This is a genomic window from Azospirillum sp. UENF 312511, assembly GCF_058780635.1.
Genome location: NZ_JBSNCG010000003.1, coordinates 1,717,697 through 1,735,001, shown reverse-complemented (window position 1 = coordinate 1,735,001; position 17,305 = coordinate 1,717,697). Strand labels below are relative to the sequence as shown.

Genomic DNA, 17,305 nt, shown 5'->3' with positions numbered 1-17,305 from the left:
CCAAAGCCCTCCTGATCCAAAGCCGTCAGCCCTGGCCGCGCCTCGCGTCCCGGAAGGGCTCGGCGCTCCCACCATGCGGCGAGGTGACGGACTCGGCCGCCGACACCGGGCGGTCGGTGGTGATGAGCCGCGCGCCGCGCTGGTAGGTGGCCCAGCGCCACAGCCACTGCATGGTGACCAGCACCCGCTTGTGGAAGTTCACCAGCAGATAGACGTGGACGATCGCCCACAGCACCCAGGCGAACCAGCCCTTCAGCTTGCGCGTCCCGAAATCGAAGACGGCGGCGCTGCGCCCGACGATGGCGGTGTTGCCGCGGTTGCGGAAGCGGAAGGGCTCCAGCGGCTGGCCGCGCAGCAGACTCGCCTCCAGCCCGCCGCCGAGATGCTCGCCCTGCTGCTTGGCAACCTGGGCCAGACCGGGCAGCGGCTTGCCGTCGTCGCCGGCCAGCGCCGCCGTGTCGCCCAGCGCGTAGACGTCGGGCACGCCCGGCACCGCCATGTCGGCGCCGACCGGGATGCGCCCGCTGCGGTCGGTCTCCACCCCCAGCCAGGAGCCGGCGGGCGACGCCTTGACCCCGGCGCCCCACACGATGGCCCCCGCCGGGATGAAGCGCCCGCCGACCGTCGCACCCTCCGGCGTGATGCTCTCCACCGCCTGCCCGGTCAGCACGACGACGCCCAGCTCCTCCAGCTTGCGGCGGGCGTACTGGCCGAGGTCGTCGGGGAAGGTGGACAGGATGCGCGGCCCGGCCTCGACCAGCAGGACGCGGGCGGTGCGCGGGTCGATGCGGCGGAAGTCGCGGGCGAGCGTGAAGCGGGCCAGCTCGGCCACCGCCCCGGCCATCTCCACGCCGGTGGGACCGCCGCCGACCACGATGGTGGTCATCAGCGCCTTCTGCCGGGCCGGGTCCTCGCACATCTCCGCCTGCTCGAAATTCATCAGCAGCCGGGCGCGGATCCGCCGGGCGTTCTCGATGGTCTTGAGGCCGGGGGCGATCTCCGCCCAGTCGTCGTGCCCGAAATAGCTGTAGGAGGAGCCGGTCGCCAGCACCAGCCGGTCGTAGGGGACGAAGCTGCCGTCGGCCAGCTCCACCCGCTTGGCCGTACGGTCGATGCCGGTCACCTCGCCCATCACCACGTCGATGTTGGGGTGGCGGCTGACGATGCGGCGGATCGGCTCGGCGATGTCGGCGGGCGACAGGGCGGCGGTCGCCACCTGGTAGAGCAGCGGCACGAACAGGTGATAGTTGTTCCGGTCGATGATGGTGACGCGGATGTTCGTCCCGCCCAGGGCCTCCGCGCAGGCCAGCCCGCCGAACCCCGCCCCGACGATCACGACATGGGGGCGGCTGTCCACGGGCGAGGGGGTGCGGTCGATCTGCGGCACGGCGGCAACCTCCGGTGACGTTGATCCTGCACCGTTAAACGCCAATGCGCCGCCGATGTTGCGGTGCATTCCGGAGTCTAACGGATGCCGCCCTTGCCCCCTCCCTAACCCTCCCCCGCTTTGCAGGGGAGGGAACTGCCGCCCATTCGCAACAATCTCCCTCCCCTGCGCAGCGGGGGAGGGTTAGGGAGGGGGCAAAGCTACCGAAATTGATGCCTATGCGAGATCCATGAGCCTCACCGCGGCAGGGTCACCGTCACCCGCAGCCCTCCCTCCGGGCGGTTCGCCAGCGCGATGTCGCCGCCATGGCCGCGCACCACCGTGCGGGCGGTGGCCAGACCCAGCCCCACCCCGCCGGTGTCGCGGGAGCGCGAGCGCTCCAGCCGGTAGAAGGGGGCGAAGACCTTCTCGAATTCCTCCTCCGGGATGCCGGGACCGCTGTCCTCGATCTCCACCCGCAGTTCCCCGTCCGCGGGCCGCAAGCGCACGGTGAAGCCGCCGCCATAGGCGATGGCGTTGTCCATCAGGTTGGCGAAGGCCCGGCGCAGGGCCACCGGGCGCCCGTCCACCGTCGCGTGCGCCGGCCCCTCGTAGGCCGCCGCGTGCCCGGCGTCCACGCGGTCGTCGCACAGGCTCTGCAGCAGGTCGGCGAGGTCGAGCGGGCCGCGCGGCTCGTGTTTGGCGTCGTCGCGGGCGAAGGCCAGCGTGGCGTTGATCATCGCCGCCATCTCGTCGAGGTCGGCAAGCATCTTGCGCTGCATCTCCGGGTCCTCGACCAGCTCGGCGCGCAGGCGCAGGCGGGTCAGCGGCGTGCGCAGGTCGTGGCTCATCGCCGCCACCATCTGCGTGCGGTCGGCGACGAAGCGGGCCAGACGCGCCTGCATCCGGTTGAAGGCGCGGGTGGCGGCGCGCAGCTCCTGCGGGCCGGCTTCGGGCAGGGGCGGCGCCTCGCCGTCCACGCCCAGCCGTTCCGCCGCGTCGGCGAAACGCGCGATGGGGGCGGTCATGCGGCGCGCGGTCCAGACCGAGACCAGAGCCACCGCCCCGACGATGCCGGCCATCCACAGCGCGAAGCGCAGCAGCCGGAACGGCCCCTCCAGCGGGTCGCCGCCGACGAAGGTCAGCCAGGACCCGTCCTTCAGCCCCACCGACAGCCGGACGTCGGTGCCCCAGCGGTGCTCCTCCACCGGGAAGGGGCCGGGCATGGGGCGCTCCCGCCGGACCTCGACCACCACGGCGCGGTCGGGATCGTCCAGCTCGCCGCGGATGGCCCGGCGCAGCCGGTCGAAGGGAAAGCCCTCGCGCTGGTTGGCGAAGCGCGGCGTCTCGGGATTCCAGTCCACCCGCAGCACCGGGTCGTCAATCGCCTTGACCAGCCGCCGCCGCTCCTGCGGCGGGGTGCTCTCCACGAGCTGGACGATGGCCGTCACACGCTGGACGAGGACGCGCATGCTGTGGGCCGGCGGTCCCGGAGGGCGGTCGGTCAGATAGACCAGCGCGCTGACCGCCTGGGTCAGCAGAAGCGCCAGCACCACGGTCAGCACCAACCGCGAGGCGATGCTGTCCGGCAGCCAGCGCCGGGCCACCAGCAGGCGGCTCTTGCGGCCCACCTCCAAGCCGGGATTGCTCATCTCAGGCCCCCGTCACCGCCGGGGTGAACAGATAGCCGCCGCCGCGCACCGTCTTGATCATGGTGGGGTCGGCGGGGTCGGGCTCGATCTTGCGGCGCAGACGGCTGACCTGCACGTCGATGGAGCGGTCGAAGGGCACCGCCGAGCGGCCGCGCGCCAGATCAAGAAGCTGGTCGCGGGTCAGCACCCGCTGCGGATGCTCCACGAAGGCGACCAGCAGGTCGTATTCCCCGGCGGAGAGCTGCACCAGCACCCCGTCGGGCGAGCGCAGCTCCCGCTTGGCGAGGTCGAGCGTCCAGCCCTCGAAGCCCAGCGTCTTGCCCGCCGCACCACCGGACACCGGCGGGCCGGAGGCGCGGCGCAGCACGGCCTTGACGCGGGCCAGAAGCTCGCGCGGGCTGAAGGGCTTCGCCAGATAGTCGTCGGCGCCCATCTCCAGCCCGACGATGCGGTCCGTCTCCTCGCCCATCGCGGTCAGCATGATGACCGGCGTCTGCGCCGTCTCCGGCGTGGCGCGCAGGCGGCGGCACAGGCTCAGCCCGTCCTCCCCCGGCATCATCAGGTCGAGCACGATCAGGTCCACGCGCGCGCTGTCCAGCGTGCGCATCATCTCCACCCCGTCCTTGGCCCCGGTGACGCGGAAGCCGTGCCGCGTCAGGAACTGCGACAGGAGGGTGCGGATTTCGCGGTCGTCGTCGACCACCAGCAGGTGAGGGGTGCGGTCCATGGAACGCATGATCCGACGCGCGGGCGCCGGGGTGAAGAAGAAATGTGTAACGCCACGTTACGGGGAGGCCGGCTGTTACACAGCGTTACCAATTCACGGAAGGCCGGACATCAACCGGATACGTTGCCGGCCCATCATCGGGGTCATCGGGAACGCAAGACCCCGTCGATAACAAGGAGCATCCCCATGAAACGCGCTATGATGACCACCGCCGCGCTGGTTCTCGGCCTCGGCCTCGCCGTGCCGGTCTTCGCCCAGCAGCAGCCGGGTCCCGGCGCCGGCCCTGGCCCCGGTCCGGACGGCGGCCGGCATTTCTCCCGGATGTGCGAGGATCAGGACGCCCGGCTGGCCGGCATGCTGGCCTACGCCGAGAAGAAGCTGAACATCACCGACCAGCAGCGCGCCGCCTGGACCAAGTTCGCCGACGCCGCGAAGGCGAGCCAGAAGCCCACCCAGGACCTCTGCGCCAAGTACAAGGACCAGCCGATGCCTGCCGCGGCCCCGGCCCGGCTTGAGCGGATGGAGGCCATGATGTCGGCCCGCCTCGCCCAGCTTCAGCAGGTGCGCCCGGCGGCGACCGACCTCTACGCCCAGCTCACCCCGGACCAGCAGAAGCAGGCCGACCGCTTCCTCGATCGCGCCGGGCACGGCATGATGGGCGCCGGCATGGGCGGTCCCGGCCCGCGCCATCACGGCCCCGGCCATGGCCCCGGTCCGGGTCCCGACAAGGGCCCCCGCGGCGGCTGATCCCTTGCCTCCCAAGGCTGTCGCATTCGGACTTTATGAACCCTCTCCCCTCCGGGGAGAGGGTGGCCCGGAGGGCCGGTGAGGGGGATGTGCGTGGCGGCAAGTCCGGCAAAAGCGCAACCCCCTCACCCTAACCCTCTCCCCAGAGGGGAGAGGGAAACTTCGAATGCAGCCCCCCTGTCATGCCTCCCGTCAGCCGTTGACGGAGCGGGCCGCCGGTACTCCCGGCGGCCCGTTTCCGTTCTTACTCGGCGCCCGGAACGCCCTTGGAGGTCGAATATTCGAAGTGCAGCGCCTCGCCCGGATGGACCAGCGGGTGGATGGCGTGGGCCGCCTGCGCCGCCTCGGAGAAGCCGCAGAGGATCAGCTTCAGCTTGCCGGGATATGTGGCGATGTCGCCGATGGCGTAGACACCGGGGGCGCTGGTGGCGCAGCCGGGCAGACTGACGCCGATGTGGCTGCGCTCCAGGTTCAGGCCCCACTCGGCGATCGGCCCCAGATTCATCGACAGGCCGAAGAAGGCGAGCAGCGCGTCGGCCGGCAGGTCCTTCTCCTCGCCGTCCAGCGTGGCGACGCGCACGGCGGACAACTGGCCGTTCTCGCCGACCAGACCGGAGAGCTGGTAGGGCACCACCATCTCCACCTTGCCCTCGCGGACCAGGACGTCCATGCGGGCGACGCTTTCCGGGGCGGCGCGGAACTTGGGCCGGCGGTGGACGACGTAGACCTTCTCCGCCACGTCGGCCAGCGACAGCGTCCAGTCCACGGCGGAATCGCCGCCGCCGGCGATCACCACGCGCTTGCCGGCGAAATCCTGCTTGCGGCGGACCATGTAGAAGACCGACGTGCCCTCATACTGCTCCAGCCCGTCCAGCGGCGGGCGGTTGGGGCCGAAGGCGCCGCAGCCGGCGGCGATGATCACCGCCTGGGTGTCGATGCGGGTGCCGATGCTGGTCTCGACCAGCCAGCGCCCTTCGTCCGTCCGGGTCAGCTTCTCGACCTGCTGGCCCAGATGATAGGTCGGGTTGAAGGGGGCGGCCTGCTCCGCCAGCCGGTCGATCAGGTCGGCGGCCTCGATGGCCGGGTGGGCCGGGATGTCGTAGATCGGCTTTTCCGGGTAGAGCGCGGTGCACTGCCCGCCCACCATGTCCAGCGCGTCCACCACATGGCATCGCATCTTCAGCATGCCGCATTCGAACACAGCGAAGAGACCGACGGGGCCGGCGCCGACGATGACGACGTCGGTGCGATGGACGGTGTGCGACATGGGACGCGCTGCCTTGTGCAAACGGGGGGAACGATGACGCCTTCAATTGTCCGGTTTCGCGCGCCCGGTCAACCCCGCCGTCACCAGTGCCCTGCACGGGGAGAGCGAACGGCGCGCGCAAAATGGGTGCGGTCCCGCCGATTTCCTTCTGGGCGTGCGGTCGCGGTGGGGTAGGATTTGCCCGTTTCCCCCGTGCCGGAGCGGCCGCAATGAAGGACTGGCGATGAAGGAGTTGCGCTGCCTCGTGTTCACCGACCAGGAGGTCGTGAAGGCCGTGCTCGACCGCCGCCGCCGGATGAAGGAGCCGCTGCCCAGCGGCACGGTCGGCACGGTCACCTACCGCCCCGGCCAGCCCGGCGGCGGCGGGGTGGAGACGCTGATCCAGGTGACCGGGGACGAGGGCGACGACCGCAGCATGACCCTGCACGAGTCCGAGGTCGCCGCGGCGCTGGTGTCCTATTGCATGGGCCGCAAGATTCCCCTGCCCGTCGAGTCCGACAAGATGCTCCACCTGATCAACGGCGCCCTGACGCTGATGATCACCATGAACTTCAAGAAGCCGCCGCGTCTGGTGGAAGACCGCGTCGAGGCGACGGAGCCGCCCCCCGCTCCTCCCCCGGTGCCGCGCAAGGCCGCCTCCCGCCGTTGATTGCCGCCGTTGATTTGACCGATCCCGTGACATGACCCAGACCGATTCCCCCAACACGCGCGCCGTCACGCTGCCGAGCGAGGAGGCGACCGCCGCGCTGGCCCGCCGTTTGGCCGCGGCGCTGGTTCCCGGCGACCTCGTGGCCCTGCGTGGCGACCTGGGCGCCGGCAAGTCCGCTCTGTGCCGCGCCCTGATCCGCGCCGTGACCGAGGAGGACGCGGAGGTGCCATCCCCCACCTTCACGCTGGTCCAGACCTACGACACCGACATCGGCCCGGTCTGGCATTTCGATCTCTACCGCCTGTCCGGCCCCGACGAGGTGACCGAGCTGGGCTGGGACGAGGCCCGCGCCGAGGCCGTCCTGCTGGTGGAATGGCCGGACCGGCTGGGGCCGCTGCTGCCCGCCGACCGTCTCGACGTCGCGATGAGCTTCGCCGGGCCGACCGAGCGCCGCGCCACCCTGACCGGCCATGGCGTCTGGGAAGCGCGCTTGCACGCCCTTGACCTCGCCGGACTGGGCCTTTCCGGACTGGAGGGGCCGTGACCGACCGCGCGTCGCAGATCGCCGCCTTCCTCGCCCGCCACGGGCTGGAGGGGGCCAAACGCGAGCCGCTGGCCGGCGACGCCTCGGCACGCCGCTACGAGCGCCTGACCACGCTGGACGGCGGCACGCTGATCCTGGTCGACACCCCCGTCCCGGCCGAGGATCTGGTGCCCTTCATCGCCATCGGCGCGACGCTGGACCGGCTGGGCTTCTCCGTCCCCGCCATCCTGGCGGCGGAGGTCGAGGCGGGGCTCGCCATCCAGGAGGATTTCGGCGACGGCACCCTGACCCGCCTGCTGAACGTGGGGGAGGAGCCGCGCCCGCTCTACGAACTGGCGACCGACGTCCTGATCGAACTGCACCGCCGCTTCCCGGTGGAGGAGGCAGCCTGCCTGAACCTGCCGCTCTACGACGCGGCCCTGTTCACCCGGCAGGTGGCACTGTTCGCCGACGTCTACCTGCCCGCGGCGACGGGAAAACCCCTGTCGGACAAGGCCCGGTCCGACTTCGACGCGGCCTGGGCCGCCGTCGTTCCGGAGGCCTGCGCCGGGCCGCAGTCGCTGCTGCTGCGCGATTACCATGTGGACAACGTGATGCGGCTGCCCCGGCCCGGCCTGCGGGCGGCGGGGTTGATCGATTACCAAAGCGCCGGGCTCGGCCCCGTCGCCTACGATCTGGTGTCGCTGCTGGAGGACGCCCGCCGCGACCTGCCCGCCGGGCTGGAGGGCGTTCTGCTCGACCGCTACCGGATAGCCTTCCCGGATCGTGACTGGGACGCCTTCCGCCGCTCCTACGCGGTGCTGGGCGCGATCCGGCACACCCGCATCGTCGCCATCTTCGTGCGTCTGGCGTTGCAGCGCCGACGCGGCTATCTCCTTCACCTGCCGCGCGTCTGGCGGCTTCTGGAAGGCCAGCTCGCCAAGCCCGAACTGGCCCCGGTCGCCGATTGGTTTGCCCGTCATCTGCCGCCGGGTACCCGCGCGGAGCTTGTCGTTCCGGAGCCGGATTGATTATGTCGCCTGTCTCGAAGAAGACCCGTACCAAGACGCCGCCTGTGACAACCGCCCCCGCCAAGGCCATGGTGATGGCCGCCGGGCTGGGCCTGCGGATGCGCCCGCTGACCCTGGAGCGCCCGAAGCCCCTGATCCCGGTGATGGGCAAGCCGATGCTCGACCACGCGCTCGACCGGCTGGAGGAGGCCGGCGTGACCGCCGCCGTGGTCAACAGCCATTACAAGGGCGAGATGATCGCCGCCCATCTGGCCGGACGGACCGCCCCGGCCATCACCCTGTCGCCGGAGGACACGCTGCTGGAGACCGGCGGCGGCGTGAAGAAGGCGCTGCCGCTGCTCGGCACCGACCCGGTCTATGTGGTCAACGCCGACATCCTGTGGCTCGACGGCCCTTCCCCCACGCTGGCGCGGCTGGCCCGCCACTGGAACCCGGAGGAGATGGACGCGCTTCTGCTCCTGATGGCGACCACCAAGGCGGTGGGCTACGAGGGGCGCGGCGATTACCACATGGACCCGCTGGGCCGGCTGACCCGGCGCGGCGAGATGGAGATCGCCCCCTTCGTCTACGCCGGCGTCCAGATCGTGAAGCCGGAGCTGTTCGGCCAGGACACCCCCGACGGCGCCTTTTCCACCAACCGCGTCTGGGACCGCGCGCAGGAGGCCGGGCGCCTCTTCGGCCTCGCCCATGACGGGTTGTGGTTCCACATCGGCACCCCCGACGCGCTGGCCGAAACGGAGGAGATGCTGTCGATGAGCGACGTGTCGGTGGTCACCACCTGACCGGCCTCCTAACCGTCCCTTTGTGAGAATTTTTGTATTCCTTGACGCTTTGTGGTCTCATTGCCCCACATCTAGTATCCTCGCGCGTCTGACGATACAGCTTCCGGGGCAGGCATGAGCGGCAGGGCGGAGCCCAAGGTCTATTCGATTCCCACCGGCGTGTCCTTCGTGGACCAGCTTGCCGCGGGCATCCTGGACCGTGTGGGGAACGACCCGCTGGCGCTGGCCGGGGTGACCGTCCTGCTGCCGACGCGCCGCTCCTGCCGCTCGCTGCGCGAGGCCTTCCTGCGCCGCTCCGGCGGGCAGCCGATGCTGCTGCCGCGGATGAGTCCGCTGGGCGAGCTGGACGCCGCCTCCCTCAGCCTGACCTCGGCGGAGGAGCTGCCCGGCGTGCCGCTGGAGCTGCCCGACCCGATCAGCGGGCTGAAGCGCCAGATGATGCTGGCCCGGCTGATCCTCCAGGCGACCGGCGTGTCGGCCACCACCGCGCAGGCGGTGCGGCTGGGCGCCGATCTGGGGCGGCTGATCGACGCGGTGTGGACGGAGAACGTCGCCTTCGACCGGCTCGCCTCGCTGGTGCCGGAGGATTACGCCCAGCATTGGCAGGTGACGCTGGAGTTCCTGAAGATCGTCACCGAGCACTGGCCCGCCATCCTCGGCGCCAGCGCGCTGACCGACCCGGCGCAACGCCGCAACCTCGTGCTTCAGACCCAGGCCGCGCTCTGGCGGGCGGAGCCGCCGCAGGGGCTGGTCATCGCCGCCGGCTCCACCGGCTCCATCCCGGCCTCCGCCGACCTGCTGGCGGTGGTCGCCGCCCTGCCGCAGGGCGCCGTCGTGCTGCCCGGCCTCGACCTGGAGGCCGACGAGGCGAGCTGGGACGCCATCCGCGCCGACGAGGCGCACCCGCAACACGGCCTCGCCCATCTGCTCGACCGGCTGTCGGTCGGCCGCGCCGCCGTCCGCCGCTGGAACGACGCGGAGGAGCCGCGGGCCGCCCGCGCCCGCCTGCTGGCCGAGGCCATGCGCCCCGCCGCCACCACGGAAAGCTGGCGGGAGCTGGACGGGCTGGACGCCGCGGCCCTGGATGGGCTGACCCGCATCGACGCCCCGACCGCCGAGGAGGAGGCGTCGGTCATCGCCCTTCTGCTGCGCCACGCGCTGGAGACGCCGGGCAAGACGGCGGCGCTGGTCTCCCCCGACCGCAACCTCGCGCGCCGGGTCGCCATGGCGCTGACCCGCTGGGGCATCGCGGTCAACGACTCGGCGGGCCAGCCGCTGGTCCACACCGCGGTCGGCACCTATCTGCGGCTGACCGCCGAGCTGGCCGCCAGCCGCGCCCACCCGCTGGCCCTGCTGGCGCTCGCCAAGCACCCGCTGACCGCCGGCGGGCACGACCCGGCGGCGTTCCGCCGCTCCGCCCGCGCGCTGGAGCGCACCGTGCTGCGCGGCCCCCGCCCGGCGGAGGGCTTCGCCGGGCTGATCGCCGCGCTGAAGACCGCCGACCGCTTCGACCACCCGGACCAGCAGGCCGCCCTGCTCGGCTGGCTGGAAAATCTCGAAACGCTCGCCGCCCCCTTCATGGAGGCGCTGTTCAGCGAGGCCCCGCTCGGCGACCTCGTCCGCGCGCACGTCGCCTTCGCGGAGGCGCTGGCCTCGCGCACCGACGCGCCGGGGTCGGAATTCCTGTGGCGGCAGGACGACGGCGAGGAGGCCGCGACCTTCGTCCATGAGCTTCTGGAGGCGGCGGACGGCTTCCCCGCCGTTCCCGGCAAGGACTATCCGGCGCTGCTCGACGCGCTGATGGCGATGCGCCCGGTGCGCCCGCGCTTCGGCCTGCACCCGCGCCTCTACATCCTCGGCCCCATGGAAGCCCGCCTTCAGCATTTCGACCTGCTGGTCCTCGGCGGGCTGAACGAGGGGACCTGGCCGCCCGACCCCGACGCCGATCCCTGGATGTCGCGCCCGATGCGCCGCGACTTCGGCCTGCCCAGCCCGGAGCGCATGGTCGGCCTGTCGGCCCACGACTTCACCCACGCCTGCGGCGCCGAGGAGGTCGTGCTGACCCGCGCGGAGCGGGTGGACGGCACGCCGACCGTCCCGTCGCGCTGGCTGCTGCGGCTGGAGACGGTGCTGCGCGCGCTGGGTCTGGACGGGCGGATCGAGCTGGCCGGTGAGCCCTGGCTGGCCTGGGCGCGCGGTCTGGACGAGCCGGACGCCGTGCGCCCCGTTTCCCCGCCGGAGCCGCGCCCGCCGGTGTCCGCCCGACCGCGCAAGCTGTCGGTCACCAAGATCGAGAAGTGGATGCGCGACCCCTACGCCATCTACGCCGAGCATGTGCTGCGGCTGCGCAAGCTCGACCCCATCGCCGCCGACCCCGGCGCCGCCGACCGTGGCCAGTTCATCCACGCCGCGCTGGACGCCTTCGTGAAGGCCTATCCGGGCCAACTGCCCGACGACGCGCTGCACCGGTTGCTGGCGATGGGCCGCGAGTCCTTCGGCCCGCTGCTGCACAGCCATCCCGACGTCTGGGCCTTCTGGTGGCCGCGCTTCGAGCGCATCGCCGAGTGGTTCGTCGGGCTGGAGCGCGACCGCCGCCGCACCCTGAAGCCGCTCGCCACCGAGGTGTCGGGCGAGCTGACGCTGAGCGGTCCCGCCGGCCCCTTCCTGCTGACCGCCAAGGCCGACCGCATCGATTCGGGCGGCGAGGGGCTGGTCCTGATCGACTACAAGACCGGCACCCCGCCCTCGACCCGCGAGATCGAGCTGGGCTTCGCCCCGCAGCTGCCGTTGGAGGCCGCCATGGCCGAGGCCGGCGGCTTCGCCGGGGTTGCGAAGAACCGGGTGGCCGAGCTGGCTTTCTGGCGCCTGTCCGGCGGCGACCCGCCGGGCGAGGAGAAGGCGGTGAAGGGCGACCCGGCGACTCTGGCCGCCGAGGCCCGCGCCGGTCTGGAGGAGCTGATCCGCCATTTCGACGCCCCCGCCACCCCTTACCGCTCCTGCCCCCGCCCGGCCATGGCCCCGCGCTACACCGACTACGCCCACCTCGCGCGGGTGCAGGAGTGGTCGGCGGGTGGCGATGGGGGTGAGGGGTGATGCGCCGCGGCCCCCTCCCTAACCCTCCCCCGCCTTCGGCGAGGGAGGGGATTTTGCGCGAAGCGGCGGCAGTCCCCTCTCCCGCAAAGCGGGGGAGGGTTAGGGAGGGGGCACCCGCCACCCCCACCGCCCCACACCCCACGACCCGCCCATGACCGTCCTCGACTTCCCCGTCCGCGAGCTTCCGCTGGACCCCAACGTCGCACAGCGGCTCGCCTCCGACCCGCTGTCGTCGGTGTGGGTGGGCGCCTCCGCCGGGTCCGGCAAGACGAAGGTGCTGACCGACCGCGTGCTGCGGCTGATGCTGTCCGGCACCGCGCCGGCGCGCATCCTCTGCCTGACCTTCACCAAGGCCGCGGCGGCGGAAATGTCCATCCGCATCAACCGCACGCTGGGCATCTGGGCGACCCTGCCCGACGAGGGGCTGGAGGACCGGCTCGCCGACCTCTGCGGCGAGCGGCCGAGCGCCGAGACCCGGACCATCGCCCGGCGGCTGTTCGCCCAGGTGGTGGATTGCCCGGGCGGCATGAAGATCCAGACCATCCATGCCTTCTGCCAGTCGCTGCTGCGCCGCTTCCCGCTGGAGGCCGGACTCGCCCCGCATTTCGAGGTGATGGACGAGCGCACCGCCGCCGGCCTGCTGACCGAGGCGCGGGACGAGGTGCTGCACGCCGGCCGCGCCGCGCCCGACAGCCCGCTCGGCAAGGCGATGGCTCGCCTGACCGCCGAGCTGAACGCCGAGGAGTTCGCCGACATCCTGGCCGAGCTGGCCAGCGAGCGCGGGCGCATCCAGCGCCTGTTCGAGAGCTTCCACGGGCTGGACGGCGCGGTGGACGCGGTTCACGAGGCGCTGGGCGTGCCGCCGGGCATCACCGAGGCTGCGATCCTGCGCGAGGCCTGCGCCGACCACGCCTTCGACGTTCCGGGGCTGCGCGACGCCTGCCGCGCGCTGTCCACCGGCAGCAAGACCGACGAGGAGCGCGGGGTCGGCATCCAGGGCTGGCTCGACGCCGCGGACAGCCGGGTGCGCGCCTTCCAGATCTACGCCCGCCATTTCCTGACCGCGGAGGGCGGTGCCCGCAAGACCCTCATCACCAAGAAGCCGGCGACATCCTTCCCCGCCGCCCTGACGGCGCTGGAGCGTGAGGCGGAGCGGCTCGTTTCGCTGATGAAACGGGTTCGCTCGGCCGGAGTCGCCGCCTCCACCACCGCCCTGCTGACCTTGGCCGAGTCGCTTCTGAGCGCCTATGAGGCGAAGAAGAAGGCCAAGGCGCTGCTCGACTACGACGACCTGATCCTGTCGGCCAACGCCCTGCTGCGCGGCAAGGACGGCGTGCCCGCCGTGCCCTGGGTGCTGTTCAAGCTGGATGGCGGGCTGGACCACATCCTGATCGACGAAGCCCAGGACACCAACCCGGAGCAGTGGCAGGTCGTCGGCTCCATCGCCGAGGAGTTCTTCGCCGGCCTCAGCGCCCGGGACGGGGGCGAGACGACGCGCACCGTCTTCGCCGTGGGCGACGAGAAGCAGTCGATCTTCAGCTTCCAGCGCGCCGACCCCGCCGAATTCGCGCGGATGCGCCGCCATTTCCAGACCCGCGCCAAGGCCGCCGAGCGCGACTGGCACGCGGTGGCGCTGGACATCTCCTTCCGCTCCACCGCCACCGTGCTGCAGACCGTGGACGCGGTGTTCGGGCTGGACGGCGCCAAGGATGGTGTCGCGTCCGAAACGAGCCCGGTGATCCGCCACCGCGCCTTCCGCCGCGGCCACGCCGGTCTGGTCGAGCTGTGGCCCCCGGTGAAGCCGGCGGAGGCCGCCGACCTGCCCGCCTGGGCGCCCCCGGTGGAGCGCGAGGCCGCCGATTCGCCGTCGGCCCGGCTGGCCGCGGTCATCGCCGACACCATCCGCGACTGGACCCAGCGCGGCGAGTCGCTCGAGTCGAGGGGCCGCCCGATCCAGCCCGGCGACGTCATGGTGCTGGTCCGCCGCCGCACCGCCTTCGTGACGGAGCTGGTGCGGGCGCTGAAGGACCGCGCCGTTCCGGTGGCCGGCGTCGACCGCATGGTGCTGACCGAGCAGCTGGCGGTCATGGACCTGATGGCGCTGTGCGAGTTCCTGCTGCTGCCGGAGGACGACCTGACGCTGGCCACCGTCCTCAAGGGGCCGCTGATCGGCCTGACCGAGGACCAGCTGTTCGACCTCGCCCACGGGCGGCGCGGCACGCTGTGGCGGGCGCTGGTGGCGAAGGCGGAGGACGACCCGGCCTACCGCCCGGCCCGCCGCTATCTGGGCGCCCAGCTCGCCCGCACCGACTTCCTGGCGCCCTACGAGCTCTTCGCCGGGCTGCTGGCCGCCCCCTGCCCTGCCGATCCGGACGGGTCGGGCCGCCGCGCCCTCCTGAAGCGGCTCGGCCCCGACGCGCAGGACCCTCTGGACGAGTTCCTGGCCGTATGCCTGGCCTTCGAGAAGACCGAGCCGCCGTCCCTTCAGAACTTCCTGGCCTGGCTGGCGGCCAGCGAGGCGGAGATCAAGCGCGAGCTGGAGCAGGGCGGCGGACGCGTACGCATCATGACGGTGCACGGGTCGAAGGGGCTTCAGGCGCCCATCGTCTTCCTGCCCGACACGCTGGGCACGCCGACCCAGAGCCCGCCGATCCTCTGGCCCGACGAGGGCTGCGTCGTGCCGCTCTTCGCCGCCCGCCGCTCGCAGGAGGACGCGCTGTGCGCCGAGGCGCGCGCCCGCGCCAACCGCCGCCGCGACCAGGAGTACAGGCGCCTGCTGTACGTCGCCCTGACCCGCGCGGAGGACCGGCTGTACGTCTGCGGCTACCAGGGCAAGAAGGAGCCGTCCGACGCCTGCTGGTACAAGCTGGTCGAGGCCGCGATGGGCGAGATCGGCGTGCCGCACCCCTTCGACTTCTCCACCCTCTGCCCGGACGGCTGGAGCGGCGAGGGCTGGCGGCTGGCCGACCCGCAGACCGCCGTGCCCAAGCCGGACGGCGCCGGGGCCGGCCGCGTGCTGACGGCGCAGGAGGCCCCGCCCTGGCTGACCGCCACCGCGCCGGAGGAGCCGGAGCCGTCGCGCCCCCTCACTCCCTCCCGCCCGGATGGCGACGAGCCGGCGATGCGCTCCCCGCTGGGCGAGGACGACGGAGCGCGCTTCAAACGCGGCCTGCTGATCCACCGGCTGATGCAGACCCTGCCGGACCTGCCGCCCGACGCGCGGGAAGCCGCCGCCCGACGTTACCTTGCTCGTCCCGGGCATGAGCTGACGGCCGAGCGCCAGGATGAAATGGCATCCGAAACGATGCGCGTCCTGACCGACCCGCGCTTCGCCCGCCTGTTCGGCCCCAACTCCCGCGCCGAGGTGGAGGTGGTCGGTCTGGTCACCGGGCGCGCCCTGTCGGGCCGGGTCGACCGGCTGGTGATCGAGGAGGACGCGGTGTGGATCGTCGACTACAAGACCAACCGCCCGCCGCCCGTCCGCGCGGAGGACGTGCCGCCCGTCTACGTCCGCCAGATGGAGGCCTACCGCGCGGCGCTGCGCGCCATCTACCCGGACAAGGCGGTGCGCTGCGTCCTGCTGTGGACCGATACCCCCGCTTTGATGGAGTTGCCGGAGTGAGGCGCGCGCGATAGTCCGCCGTGGGAACTTTTCACCCCCGGCCGCGTTGCACGGGGCGGCGGATTGGGTTGACGAGACCGCATTCGCGCCCCGGCTTGACCAGCGAGGGGGGTCGGTCATACATTTTGGCAAATTCCACCGATGAGGGATGGGTCCGCCGCCGGTGGAAAATCGGCGCGGCGGTGCCCCTGAACCCAGGCATAGAGGTCACATGAGCGATCCCATCAAGGTCACCGACGACAGCTTCGAGCAGGACGTGCTGAAGGCCGACGGTCCGGTCCTGGTCGATTTCTGGGCGGAGTGGTGCGGCCCCTGCAAGATGATTGCTCCCGCGCTCGACGACCTCGCCAAGGAGTATGGCGGCAAGGTCACCGTCGCCAAGCTGAACATCGACGACAACCCCGGCACCCCGACCAAGTACGGCGTGCGCGGCATCCCGACGCTGATGCTGTTCAAGAACGGCAACGTCGCCGCCACCAAGATCGGCGCCCTGCCGAAGACCGCCCTGTTCACGTGGGTCGAAGAGGCTCTCTGAGCCCCGCTCCCCGGACGATCGAAAAGCCCCGCCCCTCCGGCGGGGCTTTTTGTTTGCGCGGCCTTGCGGCCTGTCGGAGACTGCGCGGACCATGGCCTACCGACTGCCGCCCCTCAACACCCTGCGCCTGTTCGAGGCCGCCGGCCGCCACCAGAGCTTCAAGGCGGCGGCGGAAGAGCTGCACCTGACCCCCAGCGCGGTCAGCCACGGCATCCAGACGCTGGAGGACTGGCTGGGGGTGGAGCTGTTCCTGCGCGGCAACCGCAGCCTGTCACTGACCCCCGCCGGCCACGCCTATCTGCCCCGCGTGCGCGACGCGCTGCAGTCGCTGGCGCTGGCGACGGAAAGCGTGCCCGGCCGTGCGCCCAGCGGGCGGCTGTCGGTCAGCGCCGCCCCGACCTTCGCCCTGCGCTGGCTGATCCCCCGCTTGCCCGCCTTCCAGGAGCGTCACCCGGCGATCACGGTGGCCCTGGACACCGCCCATCGGGTGGTCGAGTTCCCCCGCGACGGCATCGACGCCGGCATCCGGCTGGGCCGCGGCGACTGGCCCGGTCTGGCCGCGCTGAAGCTGATGGAGGAGGATCTCGTCCCAGTGGCTGCCCCCGCCCTGGCGGCGCGCATCGCCTGCCCCGCCGACCTCGCCACCGTCCCGCTGCTCCACGTCGCCGACGTGTCGGAGGACTGGACCGCCTGGGCCGAGGCCGCGGGCCTGCCGCCGTCGGCGCTGGACGACGGGCTGAAGCGCGGGCTGCGGCTGGACGCCATCCACATGGCGGTGGACGCCGCGGTGCGCGGGCTGGGCGTCATCATCGGACGGCGTCCGACCGTCGATCCGGAGCTGACGTCAGGCCAGCTGGTCGAGGTGATGGGGCCGCGCCTGCGCGCGAAAAGCGCTTATTGGCTGGTCACCGCCCAAGACAGCCTGCGCCGCCCGGAGGTCGCCGTCTTCCGCGCCTGGATGCGGGCGGAGTTCGCCCAGGGGCGGTGATATGGCGGTGACCCGCTTCGGGTGAAATCCGCTCATTCGACGATGAAAAGGTCCCGTTTGCCGGAGCGGCGGGGACGGCCCGATGCTGGTGCTCACCACACCCGCCGGAGGTCACCATGACCCTGCACGTCCTTCCCCGCACCGCGCCGCCACCGGCCCGCCGGCTTCGCGGGCTGTTGGCCTGGATCGCCCATCTCCGCGAACAGAGCCGCCAGCGCGACGCCCTGCTGTCCCTGTCCGACCGCGAGTTGCGGGACATCGGCATCAGCCGCTATGACGCCGTCACCGAGGCGCGCAAACCGCTCTGGCGCTGATCCATCCGG

Annotated in this window: 14 protein-coding genes; 10 read left to right on the top strand and 4 right to left on the bottom strand. The window is 72.0% G+C overall.

The genetic code is table 11. The annotated features are described in order from the left end of the window. Positions 1–25: 25 nt before the first annotated feature. From ACWPN7_RS19535 to ACWPN7_RS19525, 3 genes are all read right to left on the bottom strand, one after another. On the bottom strand, positions 26–1,456 hold the full coding sequence (locus tag ACWPN7_RS19535) for an NAD(P)/FAD-dependent oxidoreductase (RefSeq protein WP_492273491.1): 1,431 nt from the start codon (positions 1,454–1,456) through the stop codon (positions 26–28). Positions 1,457–1,623: 167 nt separating this feature from the next. After that, positions 1,624–3,018, bottom strand: a complete 1,395-nt coding sequence (locus ACWPN7_RS19530) for an ATP-binding protein (RefSeq protein ID WP_459196071.1) — start codon at positions 3,016–3,018, stop codon at positions 1,624–1,626. Between the two features lies 1 nt (position 3,019). Further along, positions 3,020–3,745 (bottom strand): response regulator, encoded by a 726-nt coding sequence (locus ACWPN7_RS19525; protein WP_038525773.1) that lies wholly within the window; start codon positions 3,743–3,745, stop codon positions 3,020–3,022. A 186-nt stretch (positions 3,746–3,931) separates the two neighbouring features. Here ACWPN7_RS19525 and ACWPN7_RS19520 point away from each other — a divergent pair, with 186 nt between their 5' ends. After that, positions 3,932–4,492 carry a Spy/CpxP family protein refolding chaperone gene (locus ACWPN7_RS19520; RefSeq protein ID WP_137139436.1) on the top strand — a complete coding sequence of 187 codons (561 nt, stop codon included), beginning with the start codon at positions 3,932–3,934 and terminating at the stop codon, positions 4,490–4,492. Positions 4,493–4,736: 244 nt separating this feature from the next. On the opposite strand, the gene ACWPN7_RS19515 is transcribed toward ACWPN7_RS19520, so the two are convergent. Beyond that, on the bottom strand, positions 4,737–5,759 hold the full coding sequence (locus ACWPN7_RS19515) for an NAD(P)/FAD-dependent oxidoreductase (RefSeq protein ID WP_035669587.1): 1,023 nt from the start codon (positions 5,757–5,759) through the stop codon (positions 4,737–4,739). A gap of 223 nt (positions 5,760–5,982) precedes the next feature. Between ACWPN7_RS19515 and ACWPN7_RS19510 the strand changes: the two genes are divergently transcribed. From ACWPN7_RS19510 to ACWPN7_RS19470, 9 genes are all read left to right on the top strand, one after another. Further along, positions 5,983–6,408 (top strand): hypothetical protein, encoded by a 426-nt coding sequence (locus tag ACWPN7_RS19510; protein WP_038525767.1) that lies wholly within the window; start codon positions 5,983–5,985, stop codon positions 6,406–6,408. Positions 6,409–6,439: 31 nt separating this feature from the next. After that, on the top strand, positions 6,440–6,952 hold the full coding sequence (gene tsaE / locus ACWPN7_RS19505; RefSeq protein WP_459196072.1) for a tRNA (adenosine(37)-N6)-threonylcarbamoyltransferase complex ATPase subunit type 1 TsaE: 513 nt from the start codon (positions 6,440–6,442) through the stop codon (positions 6,950–6,952). After that, a complete protein-coding gene (locus ACWPN7_RS19500) occupies positions 6,949–7,962 on the top strand; it encodes an aminoglycoside phosphotransferase family protein (RefSeq protein WP_459196073.1) in 1,014 nt (337 codons plus the stop codon). The genes tsaE and ACWPN7_RS19500 overlap by 4 nt, the downstream gene beginning before the upstream one ends. A 2-nt stretch (positions 7,963–7,964) precedes the next feature. Next, positions 7,965–8,744, top strand: a complete 780-nt coding sequence (locus ACWPN7_RS19495; RefSeq protein ID WP_459196074.1) for a nucleotidyltransferase family protein — start codon at positions 7,965–7,967, stop codon at positions 8,742–8,744. Between the two features lie 114 nt (positions 8,745–8,858). Then, positions 8,859–11,837 (top strand): double-strand break repair protein AddB, encoded by a 2,979-nt coding sequence (gene addB / locus ACWPN7_RS19490; RefSeq protein WP_459196075.1) that lies wholly within the window; start codon positions 8,859–8,861, stop codon positions 11,835–11,837. 151 nt (positions 11,838–11,988) lie between these two features. After that, positions 11,989–15,459 carry a double-strand break repair helicase AddA gene (gene addA / locus ACWPN7_RS19485; protein WP_459196076.1) on the top strand — a complete coding sequence of 1,157 codons (3,471 nt, stop codon included), beginning with the start codon at positions 11,989–11,991 and terminating at the stop codon, positions 15,457–15,459. 211 nt (positions 15,460–15,670) lie between these two features. Continuing rightward, complete coding sequence (gene trxA, locus ACWPN7_RS19480; RefSeq protein WP_201044769.1) at positions 15,671–15,994, top strand: thioredoxin TrxA; 324 nt, start codon at positions 15,671–15,673, stop codon at positions 15,992–15,994. A 91-nt stretch (positions 15,995–16,085) separates the two neighbouring features. After that, positions 16,086–16,982 carry a transcriptional regulator GcvA gene (gene gcvA, locus ACWPN7_RS19475; RefSeq protein ID WP_459196077.1) on the top strand — a complete coding sequence of 299 codons (897 nt, stop codon included), beginning with the start codon at positions 16,086–16,088 and terminating at the stop codon, positions 16,980–16,982. 116 nt (positions 16,983–17,098) lie between these two features. After that, positions 17,099–17,296 (top strand): DUF1127 domain-containing protein, encoded by a 198-nt coding sequence (locus ACWPN7_RS19470; protein ID WP_038525756.1) that lies wholly within the window; start codon positions 17,099–17,101, stop codon positions 17,294–17,296. Positions 17,297–17,305 lie beyond the last annotated feature (9 nt).

What these genes read in the sequence shown, in the direction of transcription:
- gcvA (WP_459196077.1), top strand. Translation starts at nt 16,086, where the DNA reads ATGGCCTACCGACTGCCGCCCCTCAACACCCTGCGCCTGTTCGAGGCC.
- ACWPN7_RS19530 (WP_459196071.1), bottom strand. Translation starts at nt 3,018, where the DNA reads ATGAGCAATCCCGGCTTGGAGGTGGGCCGCAAGAGCCGCCTGCTGGTG.
- ACWPN7_RS19515 (WP_035669587.1), bottom strand. Translation starts at nt 5,759, where the DNA reads ATGTCGCACACCGTCCATCGCACCGACGTCGTCATCGTCGGCGCCGGC.
- addA (WP_459196076.1), top strand. Translation starts at nt 11,989, where the DNA reads ATGACCGTCCTCGACTTCCCCGTCCGCGAGCTTCCGCTGGACCCCAAC.
- ACWPN7_RS19520 (WP_137139436.1), top strand. Translation starts at nt 3,932, where the DNA reads ATGAAACGCGCTATGATGACCACCGCCGCGCTGGTTCTCGGCCTCGGC.
- trxA (WP_201044769.1), top strand. Translation starts at nt 15,671, where the DNA reads ATGAGCGATCCCATCAAGGTCACCGACGACAGCTTCGAGCAGGACGTG.
- addB (WP_459196075.1), top strand. Translation starts at nt 8,859, where the DNA reads ATGAGCGGCAGGGCGGAGCCCAAGGTCTATTCGATTCCCACCGGCGTG.
- tsaE (WP_459196072.1), top strand. Translation starts at nt 6,440, where the DNA reads ATGACCCAGACCGATTCCCCCAACACGCGCGCCGTCACGCTGCCGAGC.
- ACWPN7_RS19470 (WP_038525756.1), top strand. Translation starts at nt 17,099, where the DNA reads ATGACCCTGCACGTCCTTCCCCGCACCGCGCCGCCACCGGCCCGCCGG.
- ACWPN7_RS19535 (WP_492273491.1), bottom strand. Translation starts at nt 1,456, where the DNA reads ATGCACCGCAACATCGGCGGCGCATTGGCGTTTAACGGTGCAGGATCA.
- ACWPN7_RS19510 (WP_038525767.1), top strand. Translation starts at nt 5,983, where the DNA reads ATGAAGGAGTTGCGCTGCCTCGTGTTCACCGACCAGGAGGTCGTGAAG.
- ACWPN7_RS19495 (WP_459196074.1), top strand. Translation starts at nt 7,965, where the DNA reads ATGTCGCCTGTCTCGAAGAAGACCCGTACCAAGACGCCGCCTGTGACA.
- ACWPN7_RS19525 (WP_038525773.1), bottom strand. Translation starts at nt 3,745, where the DNA reads ATGGACCGCACCCCTCACCTGCTGGTGGTCGACGACGACCGCGAAATC.